Origin of the sequence: Acinetobacter sp. YH01003, from assembly GCF_013420525.1 — a bacterium.
Lineage (GTDB): Bacteria > Pseudomonadota > Gammaproteobacteria > Pseudomonadales > Moraxellaceae > Acinetobacter > Acinetobacter towneri.
Window position 1 is genome coordinate 82262 of the sequence record NZ_VOXY01000009.1, and the last position, 13248, is coordinate 95509.

Sequence of the window (13248 nt, forward strand, 5' to 3'; positions counted from 1 at the left end):
CCTAAAATATTTTAGAATATTGGAAGAATAATATAATTTTTCAGGATGATGCTATGGCACAATTTGCTGTCATTGGTTTAGGTAGCTTTGGTGCAACTGTGGCGACACAATTGGTCAAACTCAACCATGATGTCATTGGGATTGATAGCAATAAAAAGTTTGTAGAAAACATTGCCGATCAAATTACCCATGCGGTGATTGCCGATGCAACCGATGAACACGTTTTGGAAGAACTGAATATTCAAAATTGTGATGCAGTGGTGGTCGCCATTGGTGAAGATATTGAAGCCAGTATTTTGTGTGTCTTAAATTTAAAGAATTTGGGTATTTCTAAAATTTACGTTAAAGCCAAAAGTAAAGCGCACACCATGATTTTGACCCATTTGGGCGTAAGTAAAATTATTCACCCTGAAGAAGATATGGGCGTTCGCATCGCGCAATCGCTGAGTTATCCGATGGTGAGTCGTTATATGAGCCTAAACGACAACCACTATATTGTAAAAGTAAAAATTAAAGACAACTTGCATGGCACGCGCATTCATAGTCTGATGTCACATGCACCCGAAGTTAAACTTTTACTGTTTAAACGTGCCGAAACGATTTTCTATACGCTTGAATCCAATTTAATGCTACAAACAGATGATATTTTGGTGGTTGAAGGACAACTTGAACCATTAAAACGCTTATCTAAACAATTTAAGTCAGAATGAAAAAAACAGCGAAACAACCAATCAAAACTGTCAATTTAAGCCCACCCAGTCTTTTGGCACTGGGCTTTTTAAGCTTTATTAGCATTGGCACAATCTTGCTGAAACTGCCCATTTCCCATCATGGCGAGATGAGTTGGATTAATGCCTTATTTACTGCTACATCTGCAGTGACGATCACTGGATTGTCTGTAGTGAATATTGGCGATGCTTATACCGTATTTGGGCAAATGGTCATTATGTTGTTGTTACAATGTGGTGGCTTAGGTTTTATGACTTTTGCGATTTTAGCGGTTTTAAGTTTGTCATCCAAAATTGGTTTAAAACAACAAATCATGGCGCAAGACACCATTGGGCAAACCAACCTGTCTAAAGTGTCGATGACCATTAAAAGCGTGTTGCTCTACTCATTGTTTTTTGAAGGGATTGGCACGGTTATTTTAACCTTGGCATGGATGCAGGATTATCCATTTAGCGATGCATTTTTCTATGCGGCTTTCTATAGTGTTTCAGCCTTTAACAATGGTGGATTTTCATTATTTCCCAATAGCTTAATGAGTTTTGCAGATCAATACCTGATTACCTTAACTATTAGTATGCTGTATATCATTGGCGGTATTGGTTTTGTGGTACTCATGGATATTAAACGTGCCAAACGCTGGAAAAAACTCTCACCCAATAGCAAGCTGATTTTATCGACCATTGCTGGTTTAAACTTTGTGGCCTTTCTGCTGATTTGGGCGATTGAAGCCAATAATCCACATACCCTTGCAGCCATGAGTATTGGCGATCAAGCCCTCAATGCATGGTTTCACGCTACCGTTCCTCGCTCATCAGGCTTTAATAGTCTAGATGTCGCAAGTATGCAAAATAGCTCGACCTTGCTCACCATGCTTCTGATGTTTATTGGTGGTGGTTCGCTCAGTACCGCAGGCGGTATTAAAGTTGGCACATTTATTATTGTCATTTTAAGTGTGATCAGTTTTTTAAGACGTTCAGATGAGGTGCGTGTGTTTAATCATGCTGTACCTGAACGTACCACCTTTAAAGCTTTGGCGGTGATCAGCATCACAGGTATGTTAATTTGCCTCGGTTTGTTTAGCTTACTTGCCCTTGAACCGAAACTGAATTTTTTAGACCTGTTGTTTGAGGCTGTATCTGCAGCGTGCACGGTGGGTTTATCCCGTGGTGTTACAGGTGAATTACAACCTGCTAGCCTCATTATTTTAATGTTGTTGATGTTTGCAGGTCGTTTAGGGCCGCTGACTTTGGCTTATTTAATCGCCACACCACAAAAAAGCCGACTTAAACATCCAACCGCAGATATTCAAGTTGGATAAAAGCTGGATACGATCCGACTTCAAAAACAAACGCCAATCTTCAAGATTGGCGTTTTATATTCAGCGAGCAATAATGAGAAATCAATCTTAATCTACTTAAAACCAATTCATTAAAGACACACCCAAACCAACATAGGTGGCGCGGTGGTTATAATCAATCAGGCTTTCACCATAACCATCAAACAATTGGAAATGACCGCGTAATTTTCCACTGATTGGGAAAACCCAGTCAAACTGTGCTGCACCGTGCGCGTCATCACCGCCTTTTAAGCTATGACGAAGCATCAAAGAAAAGTCATGCTCTTTCCAGCGATAAAATGCCAACATATCGCCACGCCCGATATAATTTTTAATTTCAGGGTTATTGTCATCGCTGCGGTCTTCTTCAATGCGATACCACGGACGTAACATCAAGGCAAAATTGTCTTTTTCAAAACCAAGATTAAAAATCACCCGATTCCAGCTACGTGACAAAGGGTCTGAACGACCATTGGACTGGTGATTCAATGTCAGCCCCATCAAACGCCCATGTAAACCAAAAAGCTGATAATTGGTACGGAACATTAAACTGGCTTCAGGCTCATAATTGGTTTCACGAAATGGGCGTGACTCATCACCATTGTAAACTTGCCAGCGAGAAGACTGGGTATATCCTAACCAGACATCACCATTATTCCCTAGCAAGTTCTCAACCGCTTTGGTTTTTAAAGAAAGCTGAAATTTACTTTCCATTGAAGTAAGATTCTGCTCCTCACCCAATTGAACTGTGTTTTGCTTATTTAAACTTTGAGGACGTTCGTTTTTATCGCTGGTCCAAAAGCCGGGCATTAAATACACAGGCTGATAAGCACGTAAATTCCATGTACCCAACTTACTGTCTGCCGAAAGTTCCCAACGCTTATCCAGTAAAGATACATTCGGATCAAGCTTTGGTACATCAAAAGAAAATAAATTGCTTACGCTTACTGCAATTTTTTCTGTCACCGTTTCGGGTTCAGGCGCTAGTGCCTGAGCAGCTTGACGTTCGCTAATCAGCGCTGTTTTTTCTGCTTCAGGAATTTTAAACAGAGCATCGTAACACACCAAACGATCAGCATTTGACTCTAAAGCCACACAGGCTTCAGGTGTTGCAGGTGCAACTAAGCTAGCTGGGTCTTGTGCATAGGTTTTCGCCACAAACACAGTGCTGAGTGCGGCAACACTCAGCGACAGTCCTGTGCGTTCAAACAGTTTGAACGCGCTCATAAATCCCCCTAAGTTTTCGTTGTTATTTCACGTATCAGTTCACTTGTTTAATTTCAAAACCAAGTTCGAGCAATGCTTCACGTTTTGACACAGGTGCGACTACGGCTTTAGATGCTTGCTGCTGACGCAAATATTGCTCCGCAACACGTTTTAAATCGTCTAAAGTCACCGCCAATAAACGCTCACGTAATACTGTGCGGAATGAGGGTGTACGCGCGTGCAATAATGCATAACATGCAGTAATCGCTTCACCTGCAGGCGAACCTGGTTTATCCATACTAGCAATTAAACCTAAAATCGCTTCTTCTAGTTGATGCGGCAATTGCTCTGCATTAAATAACCAATCAATACTCGCTTCAAAGTCTGCGAAAGTTTCTGCCAAGCGTGGATCACGATAACTGTAAAAACGGAATGAACATGCATTGCCATCGTAGCTTGCACCGCCACCGTAAGCACCGCCTTTTTCACGGATTGCGCTGTGTAAGAAACCATTGCGCAAATATGCAGCCAATACCATCAAAGGTGCAGCATCAGGATGCGACACTTCCACCGCAGGATACGCAGCCGCACAGAATTGCACATTGGCTTGAATCAACCATGCCTGATCTTGCGTTGAATGATCTACAGGAACTTGAGTTAAAGCAGCAGGATTTTCTGCAACAATAAGTTTATCCCAAACTTCTTGAACTTCTTCGACCAAACGGTCAGATTGATGTTCTTCACATACTAACAAAAATTGCTTAGGTGCTTGCAGTAATTTATGGTGAATCAATTGCAATTCAGCAATCAATTTCTCGTATTCCGCTGCATCTTTTTCAATTTTAGCAACCAAGTCTGCCAACCAATTTAATGCGCCCAAACCTGTGTTGTTGTAATCACGCTGCGCCAAAGCACTGTGATGACGCCCTGCAATTTGCATGGCATAACTGTGCCCCGAACCCGACAAACGTGACTGCCAACGGGTTTTTCGTTGTTGTAACAGCTCAATAATGCGGTCTTTTTCATCAAAACGTAATTGCTCAAATGCTAATTTCAGCAAGCGGATGGCTTCAAGATTATTCACCAAAGACTTAGTGGTTAATGTGAGCCATGCACTGATCTGATTTTTGTCATCGACTTTAGAGCGTAAAGATGCACCCATGCCCAAACCACCGCTAACTGCGGTTTGTAGCTGTTGCAATTCTAAATAGCCGTATTCACCTGCACCCACTTCGCCCATTAAAATGGACAGCAAATTAAAGTATGGCGATTGTACAATTTCATCTGGAATTTGAATCAACACTTGCTGATAGTAAATTCCATTGGTTCCTGCATGATATAAATTTAAAGGATAATCAATGCGGTTACTGATAATTTCACGCAACTCACCCTGCACAATATGCAAGGCTGCAGGCACATCTTCCAAACCAACTTTTGGCAATAAGTTCAAATCATCGGGCGTATCTTGACGGACTTTTAAAGCTTCCGTTTGCGCGACGATTTCTGCTTTTTGCTCATCTGTGAGTTGTGCGCCTATCTCAGCCAGACGTGCTTTTTCAAGTGCAGCATCTTTGGCCGATTTTTCTGCATCTGGAACCAAAGTCATTTGAACACGGTGCGGGTTATCAATTAAATGCGTCTGAATTAGCCGTGATAACCACATTGGATCTTTAAGTTCTTCTTTGACTTGCTCAATCGCAGTATCTACATCCCACACCTGAATTGGGTCATTGTGGTGAATTGCACTGCTTAAACCATTTAAAATCAAGCTCAATCCGTATGGCATACCATCGCCATTAATTTCACGCTGATGCAATTCAATTTGATGCAAAATTGCATCGACCAATGCCGTATCCACAGGCTGTGCAGCCACGTCTTGTAAAACTTTTAAAACGCCCGCCTGAAATTCTGCTGCATGTTCAGGGTTAGAACCTTGCACACCACAGAAGAAGGTCATTTCAAAGTTGGAATCATCCACGCCCATCAATGGCCCTGTAGATTGTGCATGCGCCCAAGTTTCCAAATAATGACGCAGTGGTGATGCAGAATTTTCAAGTAAAACACCTTCAACCAAACGCATACCTAAGCGTAATTTAATATCGCTTGCTTCAGGCAATAACCACGCCAAAACATGATAAGTTTTATCTTTCAGTTCTTCTGCATCGACTGCATAACTTTCAGTCACTGCCACTGGCGCAGCTAAACGACGCTCAGGCTTCGAATACAACGTTTCGCCCTGTTCAAATTTCGCCAAAGCCAACTGTTCAAACTGTTCTTGTAAATCGTATGCAGGCGTATTGCCAAAAGTCATAAATACCGCATTACTTGGGTGATAATGTGACTTATAAAAATCTACCAATTCTTGATAGGTTAAATCTGGAATATCTTTCGGGTCGCCACCTGAATTGTAGTGGTAAGTTGTTTCAGGGAATAAATGATAAGCCAATTGGTGATAAAGCTGATCGGATGGCGAACTCATCGCACCTTTCATTTCATTAAATACCACGCCTTTATAAACAGGCTCACCATTTTCCAACTCAATACGAATACCTTCCTGAGCAAAATCGAGAGGATTTAAATTGGCTGCAAAAGCCGCATCCATATATACCGCAAGCAGGTTTTGGAAATCTTTTTTGTTTTGTGTCGCAAATGGATAAGCCGTCCAATCCGCCGCAGTAAATGCGTTCATAAAAGTATTCAAAGAACGACGAATCATTAAAAAGAACGGGTCACGTACAGGGAATTTTTCAGAACCACACAACACAGTATGCTCTAAAATATGCGCCTCACCTTTGGAATCCATCGGCAGAGTGCGAAATGCGACTAAAAAAACATTTTCATCATGTTCTGTCGCTAAGTGATAATGCACCGCACCTGTAACTTTATGTTTAAATTCAGACACTAAAATGTCTAAGGCTTCAACATGGTGTTGACGTACCAACTGAAACGCAGGATGTACAGTCTGGGAAATGGTTTCAGTGACATCTACAGTCATGTGATCTCCTAAAAATAAGCAAATAAAAAACTAAAGCCATTATAGCTTTAGTTCTTTAGATAATTCACGTTGAAAACCCGACTAAATTGATTGAAATTTGCAAAGTATCAACAAAATGCTGCGCTGCACTGGCTGTAGCATGAGCAAAACTAGATCAGGTATTTAAAATAACTATAGTTTGGATGATTTTCGACATACACATAATTCTGTTTTTGATAAAAATGCGCTGCCGATTTGGTATCAGTGTTTAAACACAACGCCGAAAAATTAGCACGTGCTTTTTTCTCTAAATGTTGCAAGAGCTGTTTGCCTACGCCATGTTTACGATAATTTGGCAAAACATAAAAACGACGTACACGTCCAATACGACTTTCAATATCTTGCTCATTCCATTGCTGGTTTAAGCCACCACATGCAACCAATTGATCACCATCGTAAACAAACAATAAAAACTCACCAGGCTGATTAAAGCGGTTTTTACCACTTTCCCATTCTTCAATTAAACGATGGACAAAATCAAAGCCTTCTTGAGCAGCATGTTTGGCCAAAGTCTGAATTTGCGTTGGTAACTCTTGTGCTTCTTTAATTTCGATGTTCATCTAACCTTCCTGATAACTCTGCTAAACCCCTATTTTTCATCAATAACATTCATTCAGCTGAATTTTATTCATGAAACTACAGCAATCCTGAGCATTGGTGTAAACTTAGCGTTTTTAATTTTGACTGTGATTTAAAGACATGGCAACTGTTGACCTTTTTGCAATTGGTAATGCATTAATTGACCAAGAATTTCAAGTCTCGGATGACTTTCTCATTCAACATAGCTTGCAAAAAGGTACTATGCAATTAACCGATGGTGAAACACAAGCAAATTTATACAACAACTTAATTAAAACACAAAGACATAAAGGCCAAGCTTCGGGTGGTTCTGCCGCAAATACCACCGTTGCATTTAGTGCTTTAGGTGGTCAAGCCTTCTATGCCTGCCGTGTTGGTAACGATGAATTGGGTGATATTTACCTCAAAGGCTTAAATGAAGCAGGTATTCACACCACAACCAAATCGGTCAGTGAAGGCGTTACAGGGACTTGTATGGTACTTGTGAGTGATGATTCTGAACGTACCATGCACACTTACTTGGGCATTACCGCAGAACTTTCTGCTACACAAATTGATTTTGAGCCACTTAAAACAGCAAAATGGCTTTATATCGAAGGTTATTTATCTACTAGTGATACTGCACGTGCTGCGGTAAAACAAGCGCGTGAAATTGCCAAAGCCAATCAGGTTAAAATTGCACTGACTTTATCTGATCCTGCCATGGTGCAATATGCGCGTGAAGGTTTGGATGAGTTACTAGATGATGGTGTGGATTTGATCTTCTGTAACCAGCAAGAAGCCATGATGTACACAGGAACGGAAACGGCTGAAGCGGCATTAGAACAACTAAAACAAAAAAGCAAATACATTGTCATTACATTGAGCGCACAAGGTGCCCTAATTTATGATGGCAACAACGCTTTTTCTGTACCAGGTCGTCAAGTCACTGCTGTTGATGCCAACGGTGCGGGTGATGCCTTTGCAGGTTCATTCCTGTATGCACTCAATGCAGGCTTAGGTTTCCAAACTGCAGCTCAACTTGCCATTCTGATTTCAAGTGAAGTGGTTTCTCAATTCGGCCCTCGTCTTGCGGTAGAAGATTACGCTAAACTTTTGCATAGCATTCAAAAGGAATCTGCATAATGAATAAAATTTGTATGATGGAAGACATTCCTGAGCGTGAAGCACGTGCCTACGAAACGCCAAATGGTGACACAATTTTTATCACCCAACGTGATGGCATGTATTACGCTTACCAAAACGTCTGCCCACACCTACAAGTGGAATTAGAATTTTTAGAAAACCAATTCTTAGACCGTGACCAAGAATATATTGAATGCTCAACGCATGGTGCTTTATTTTTAGTTGAAACAGGTGAATGTATTTCTGGCCCATGTTTAGGTCAATCACTTGAGAAAGTTGAGATCAGCGTTCATTCAGATGGTGGGATTTACTTGATCAACGACTAACTTTTTTGCAACTTTCAGAAAGAAGCGAAAAGTTCCAAATCTTAGCTCTATACAAAACCAGATCATTTATCTATGCTCTCTAAGCAGAGTTAGATCAATGATCTGCATCTAATAACATCACCTATAAATATTTCAACACGTGAGTTTAGCGCATGCATGAGTTTTTATCTGATTTGAACTTAATGCCCTTTCATCTCAGCCTAGTTGTTTTATTGCTACTCAGCACTGTCGAAACGATTGGTTATTACTTTAATTTTCGCCCAAGTCAGTTGCTCAAACGTGCATTTTCACAACGAATTACAGAATCGCCACTTTTAGATGTTAAATTTTCTAAAGTACTGATTTTTGTTTTTTTACTGATGAATTTCAGTGTTGCAGGATATTTTTTACAGTTTTTGATTTACTCACAACAACAACATTTCGTTCCTGCTTATTACATTATTATTCCAGCGTTTATTATTGCCATCTTTTTTACAGTCTTCATGATTCACTGTCTAGACCAAGTGATTAAGCCCAAATATAGCATACGCCAAGTCGATTTACTCGGACGTTTAGCCACAATTTCCAGTGGCAATGCCCGTCCTGGTTTTTCTGCACAAGCACGTGTGCGTGATGAGTTTGGACAACTGCATTATGTGCAGGTTGAACCTGAATTTGGTGAACTTGAATTTCAAGCTCAAATTATTATTGTGCGCAAAAAAAGATCACACTATCTAGCTAAAAAAATTTCAGCATCAAATAACTTGTTTAGCAATCAATAAGTCATTTTTTAAGATTTAAAACCAATCACACTGACCTAAGAAAGTTAAAATTTTTTACTCAAACTCAACACAATCTGTTTGTTTATAAACGATACATTTCATGTGATCTGAACAATATTTACACAAAATCATTATGAAAAAATGCTGTTTACCCTAGACTAAGCCAAAGACAAAGTACCACTACATTGTAGGGAAATAAAAAAATATGCAGAATCGTCATTAAACTTTAACAAAAGAATGAGAATAATTATTAGCTGATAATATCTCTAATTTATTGCTATTTTTAGATTGATTTTTATTCATAGCAATTTAGTCTGATTTGCTTTATTAAAATATAAGTATTTTAGTCAGATTTTGAATTATTAATTACAAGTGTTTCTGTCAAGTTTAAAAAATATCACTTTCCTCCATTTATTCTCTACAACACCCAAAAACAAACTATTGATTTATAATAAGTTAACAATATATTTGCATTTTAACTGTGCCAGCTATTTTTTTTTGTATGTTTTTGTTTAATAATATAAAACACAGTTAAAAAAATAGGCTTATAAAAGTGAGCTTAGTTCCTAAAGATTTAAATAGAAAAGTAGTTCGTGAACTCACGATCATTTTAATAATTAAGGTCGTGCTGTTAATGGTCATCAAAAATATTTGGTTTGATGCCCCAACTATTCCTCAAAATTTTGATTCACAAGTTGCTGAGCGTATTGCTGGCAGTCCTTCCTCAATCAAGGAGACACGTTGATGATTTCTGAAAGCGTGGTCGATCTCTCGCGGTTCCAATTCGCAATGACCGCGATGTATCACTTTATTTTTGTTCCACTGACTTTAGGTCTGGCTTTTATTCTTGCCATTATGGAAACCACGTATGTGATTTCTGGTAAAGAAATTTATAAAGACATGACCAAATTCTGGGGAAAACTCTTCGGTATTAACTTTGCTTTAGGGGTAACCACAGGTTTAACCATGGAGTTCCAGTTTGGTACAAACTGGGCATATTACTCACACTACGTGGGTGATATCTTTGGTGCACCACTTGCAATTGAAGGTTTAATGGCCTTCTTCTTAGAATCGACCTTCATTGGTTTATTCTTCTTTGGATGGGATCGCCTCTCCAAAGTGCAGCACTTATGTGTAACGTGGCTGGTTGCGCTTGGCTCTAATATGTCCGCACTCTGGATTTTAGTGGCCAACGGCTGGATGCAAAACCCAGTGGGTTCTACCTTTAACTACGAAACCATGCGTATGGAATTGGTTGACTTCGGGGCTTTAATTTTTAACCCTGTTGCGCAAGTTAAGTTCGTACACACTGTTTCTGCAGGTTATGTAACGGGTGCTATTTTCGTTTTAGCGATTTCAAGTTATTACTTATTGAAAAAGCAAGACTTGCCATTTGCGCGTCGTTCATTCGCTATTGCAGCAATTTTCGGTTTAGCTTCTACTTTATCTGTAATTCTACTTGGTGATGAATCAGGTTATGAATTAGGTGATGTTCAAAAAACCAAACTCGCAGCAATTGAAGCAGAATGGGATACTCACCCTGCTCCTGCAGCGTTCACTTTATTTGGTATTCCAAACGAAGAAACGCAAACGACAGATTACGCAGTTAAAATTCCTTATGTCATGGGGATTATTGCAACGCGTTCTATCACCGAAGAAGTGACTGGTATTAAAGACCTGATCGCAAACCACGAAGTTCGTATTCGTAACGGTATGGTTGCTTATCAACAACTTGAGCAATTACGTGCGGGCGACCAATCTCCTGAACTTAAAGCTGCATTTGAGCAAACTCAAACCGATTTGGGTTATGGTTTATTGTTGAAAAAATACACGCCAAACGTAGTAGATGCGACTGACGAACAAATTAAAATGGCTGCTGCGGATACTATTCCACACGTACCAAGTTTGTTCTGGGCATTCCGTGCCATGGTAGCTTCTGGTTTCTTAATGCTGTTGTTATTCGCACTTGCAACTTTTGCAGTGGCTAAACGCAACGCAGAAAGCAAACCTTGGTTATTAAAATTTGCGTTATTCTCATTACCATTACCTTGGATTGCAGCGCAAACAGGTTGGTATGTCGCAGAAGTTGGTCGTCAACCATGGACAATTGGTGAAGTACTTCCAACACACTTGTCTGCATCTTCACTCAGCACTGGCGACGTATGGGGCTCAATCATTGCATTGGCAGCGTTCTATACCGTTTTGCTGATTATTGAAATGTACTTGATGATCAAATTCTCACGTCTAGGCCCAAGCTCGCTTCATACTGGTAAATACCACTTCGAGAAAATTGAAGCTGCGAAAAAAGCCAATGAGGAGGCTTAAGCATGATCGAATATGAATTACTCAAAATCATTTGGTGGGTGTTAGTGGGTGTATTACTCATTGGCTTTGCCCTCACCGATGGCTTCGACATGGGCTCAATGGCGATCATGCCATTTGTAGGTAAAAATGACGAAGAACGCCGTGCTGCAATCAACACGATTGCACCGCACTGGGATGGTAACCAGGTTTGGTTCATTACAGCGGGTGGCGCGTTATTTGCTGCTTGGCCAATGGTATATGCAACAGCATTCTCAGGCATGTATTGGGCACTACTCTTAGTTCTGTTTGCCCTATTCCTGCGCCCAGTTGGTTTTGACTACCGCTCAAAACTTGAAAACACCAAATGGCGTACATCTTGGGACTGGGGTTTGGCTGTAGGTGGTGCAGTTCCTGCATTAGTGTTCGGTGTTGCGTTTGGTAATATGTTCCTTGGCGTACCATTTACCCTAGACGAAACTGTACGTTCAACATATACAGGCAGCTTCTTTGCATTATTAAACCCATTCGCTTTAGTGTGTGGTTTAGTCAGCTTGTCTATGCTTTGCGCGCATGGTGGTGCATGGTTAATGCTGCGTACCGATGGTGACTTACGTGCACGCTCTGCAAAAGCAACGCAAATCATGGGCATTGTGTTCCTTGTGTGTTTCTTGGGTGCAGGCGCATGGCTATACTTCGGTGGTATCGAAGGTTATACCCTAGTCACTCCATACGACACGAACGGCGTAGCAAACCCATTGGCTAAAGAAGTTTTAACCAATGCAAACCCAGGTTGGATGAACAACTACTCAGCGTACCCTATTACCATGATTGCACCAATTATGGGCATCTTGGGCGGTATTTTGATTATTCTTGCAGCAGGTAAAAACAAAGCTGGTTTAAGTTTCACAGGTTCATCTTTAGCGGTGATCGGTGCGATTTTAACTGCAGGTTTTGCATTGTTCCCATTCTTAATGCCATCAAGCCTCAACCCAGTTGCAAGCTTGACCATGTGGGATGCGGTATCAAGTAAAAACACATTAACTGTAATGACTGTTGCAGCATGTATCTTCGTACCAATTATTTTGCTATACACCACTTGGTGTTACTACAAAATGTGGGGCGTTATCACCAACAAGCACATTAAAGAGAATTCACACAGCCTTTACTAAGGCTGTGTCTAAGGAGAATAAATTATGTGGTACTTTGCATGGATTCTCGGTATTCTGATGGCATGCTTTGCAGGTGTCTTGAGTGCCCTGTATATTGAATCTCATCAAGACCTTGACGAGGAATAATTAGATGACAGACACTGCAGTGAACGCTGAAACAACAGTTCAAAAACCGAACAAGATTGCGATGGTTATTTCATGTTTATTGGCATTCCCACTCGCAGCTGTACTGCTTCTTCATCCAGCAGCAATGCTGGATGCCAACGGTGAATATAGCCACCGTGCCATGATGTTTATTATGATTGGTATTTCAGGTGGCTTTGTACACGGTGTTGGTTTTATTCCACGCTTTTGGTTTTGGAAATGGTTATTTAGCCCATTTGTGGCTTGGCCATTGATGATTTGGGGTTATTACACTTGGTTTCTTTAATGAGGTGTAAATAAATTCCTTGAAAAGAGCGCAATATGCGCTCTTTTTTATTGGCTTAATATTTAGGAGCCGCAGATCATTCCTCTGCATCTTCACCATATAAAACAGCGTATAAAATTTTGCTCTGTACACGACAAATTTCACAGAACCCTTATCCTATCAGGATTCTGCTTTCTTAAAATTGCCAAAATTTCCTTAAACTCTTCTTTTTTCCCAAAACCAATTAAACGCTGAATCGCCATTTGAACA

General features: G+C 40.3%; 13 protein-coding genes. 10 read left to right on the forward strand and 3 right to left on the reverse strand.

Features of this window, described 5'->3' with window-relative positions; genetic code table 11:
- Window positions 1–53: 53 nt before the first annotated feature.
- Window positions 54–710, forward strand: a complete 657-nt coding sequence (locus FTT70_RS09270) for a TrkA family potassium uptake protein (protein ID WP_004973425.1) — start codon at window positions 54–56, stop codon at window positions 708–710.
- Window positions 707–2047, forward strand: a complete 1341-nt coding sequence (locus tag FTT70_RS09275) for a TrkH family potassium uptake protein (RefSeq protein WP_004973423.1) — start codon at window positions 707–709, stop codon at window positions 2045–2047. Before FTT70_RS09270 ends, FTT70_RS09275 begins: the two co-directional genes overlap by 4 nt.
- A gap of 96 nt (window positions 2048–2143) precedes the next feature.
- Here the strand turns inward: FTT70_RS09275 and FTT70_RS09280 are convergent, their stop codons facing one another.
- The 3 genes from FTT70_RS09280 to FTT70_RS09290 all read right to left on the reverse strand — a co-directional run bounded on the left by FTT70_RS09280 (window position 2144) and on the right by FTT70_RS09290 (window position 6865).
- Window positions 2144–3292 (reverse strand): phospholipase A, encoded by a 1149-nt coding sequence (locus tag FTT70_RS09280; protein ID WP_180060901.1) that lies wholly within the window; start codon window positions 3290–3292, stop codon window positions 2144–2146.
- Between the two features lie 34 nt (window positions 3293–3326).
- The gene (locus tag FTT70_RS09285; RefSeq protein ID WP_180168550.1) at window positions 3327–6266 is read right to left on the reverse strand and encodes an insulinase family protein; all 2940 of its coding nucleotides are present in this window, start codon (window positions 6264–6266) and stop codon (window positions 3327–3329) included.
- A 149-nt stretch (window positions 6267–6415) separates the two neighbouring features.
- Window positions 6416–6865: a GNAT family N-acetyltransferase gene (locus FTT70_RS09290; protein WP_004973417.1), complete on the reverse strand. Its 450-nt coding sequence runs from the start codon at window positions 6863–6865 to the stop codon at window positions 6416–6418.
- Between the two features lie 139 nt (window positions 6866–7004).
- Here FTT70_RS09290 and FTT70_RS09295 point away from each other — a divergent pair, with 139 nt between their 5' ends.
- From FTT70_RS09295 to FTT70_RS09330, 8 genes are all read left to right on the forward strand, one after another.
- Window positions 7005–8009, forward strand: a complete 1005-nt coding sequence (locus FTT70_RS09295; RefSeq protein WP_004973415.1) for an adenosine kinase — start codon at window positions 7005–7007, stop codon at window positions 8007–8009.
- Between the two features lie 14 nt (window positions 8010–8023).
- The gene (locus tag FTT70_RS09300) at window positions 8024–8335 is read left to right on the forward strand and encodes a Rieske (2Fe-2S) protein (RefSeq protein ID WP_171287411.1); all 312 of its coding nucleotides are present in this window, start codon (window positions 8024–8026) and stop codon (window positions 8333–8335) included.
- Between the two features lie 152 nt (window positions 8336–8487).
- The gene (locus FTT70_RS09305) at window positions 8488–9096 is read left to right on the forward strand and encodes an OB-fold-containig protein (RefSeq protein ID WP_180168551.1); all 609 of its coding nucleotides are present in this window, start codon (window positions 8488–8490) and stop codon (window positions 9094–9096) included.
- 553 nt (window positions 9097–9649) lie between these two features.
- Window positions 9650–9841, forward strand: coding sequence for a cytochrome oxidase putative small subunit CydP (gene cydP / locus FTT70_RS09310; protein ID WP_070155611.1), 192 nt, complete (start codon window positions 9650–9652; stop codon window positions 9839–9841).
- On the forward strand, window positions 9841–11421 hold the full coding sequence (locus tag FTT70_RS09315) for a cytochrome ubiquinol oxidase subunit I (RefSeq protein ID WP_096900849.1): 1581 nt from the start codon (window positions 9841–9843) through the stop codon (window positions 11419–11421). The genes cydP and FTT70_RS09315 overlap by 1 nt, the downstream gene beginning before the upstream one ends.
- Window positions 11422–11423: 2 nt before the next feature.
- Entirely contained in the window at window positions 11424–12569 is a 1146-nt protein-coding gene (gene cydB / locus FTT70_RS09320; RefSeq protein WP_004973405.1) for a cytochrome d ubiquinol oxidase subunit II, read from the forward strand.
- A 24-nt stretch (window positions 12570–12593) separates the two neighbouring features.
- Window positions 12594–12695 carry a cytochrome bd-I oxidase subunit CydX gene (cydX, locus tag FTT70_RS09325; protein ID WP_004860610.1) on the forward strand — a complete coding sequence of 34 codons (102 nt, stop codon included), beginning with the start codon at window positions 12594–12596 and terminating at the stop codon, window positions 12693–12695.
- Between the two features lie 4 nt (window positions 12696–12699).
- A complete protein-coding gene (locus tag FTT70_RS09330; RefSeq protein WP_004973403.1) occupies window positions 12700–12999 on the forward strand; it encodes a cyd operon YbgE family protein in 300 nt (99 codons plus the stop codon).
- Window positions 13000–13248: the final 249 nt, after the last annotated feature.

Coding starts and splice junctions, on each gene's coding strand:
- FTT70_RS09270 (WP_004973425.1), top strand. CDS start 54: ATGGCACAATTTGCTGTCATTGGTTTAGGTAGCTTTGGTGCAACTGTG.
- FTT70_RS09275 (WP_004973423.1), top strand. CDS start 707: ATGAAAAAAACAGCGAAACAACCAATCAAAACTGTCAATTTAAGCCCA.
- FTT70_RS09280 (WP_180060901.1), bottom strand. CDS start 3,292: ATGAGCGCGTTCAAACTGTTTGAACGCACAGGACTGTCGCTGAGTGTT.
- FTT70_RS09285 (WP_180168550.1), bottom strand. CDS start 6,266: ATGACTGTAGATGTCACTGAAACCATTTCCCAGACTGTACATCCTGCG.
- FTT70_RS09290 (WP_004973417.1), bottom strand. CDS start 6,865: ATGAACATCGAAATTAAAGAAGCACAAGAGTTACCAACGCAAATTCAG.
- FTT70_RS09295 (WP_004973415.1), top strand. CDS start 7,005: ATGGCAACTGTTGACCTTTTTGCAATTGGTAATGCATTAATTGACCAA.
- FTT70_RS09300 (WP_171287411.1), top strand. CDS start 8,024: ATGATGGAAGACATTCCTGAGCGTGAAGCACGTGCCTACGAAACGCCA.
- FTT70_RS09305 (WP_180168551.1), top strand. CDS start 8,488: ATGCATGAGTTTTTATCTGATTTGAACTTAATGCCCTTTCATCTCAGC.
- FTT70_RS09315 (WP_096900849.1), top strand. CDS start 9,841: ATGATTTCTGAAAGCGTGGTCGATCTCTCGCGGTTCCAATTCGCAATG.
- cydB (WP_004973405.1), top strand. CDS start 11,424: ATGATCGAATATGAATTACTCAAAATCATTTGGTGGGTGTTAGTGGGT.
- cydX (WP_004860610.1), top strand. CDS start 12,594: ATGTGGTACTTTGCATGGATTCTCGGTATTCTGATGGCATGCTTTGCA.
- FTT70_RS09330 (WP_004973403.1), top strand. CDS start 12,700: ATGACAGACACTGCAGTGAACGCTGAAACAACAGTTCAAAAACCGAAC.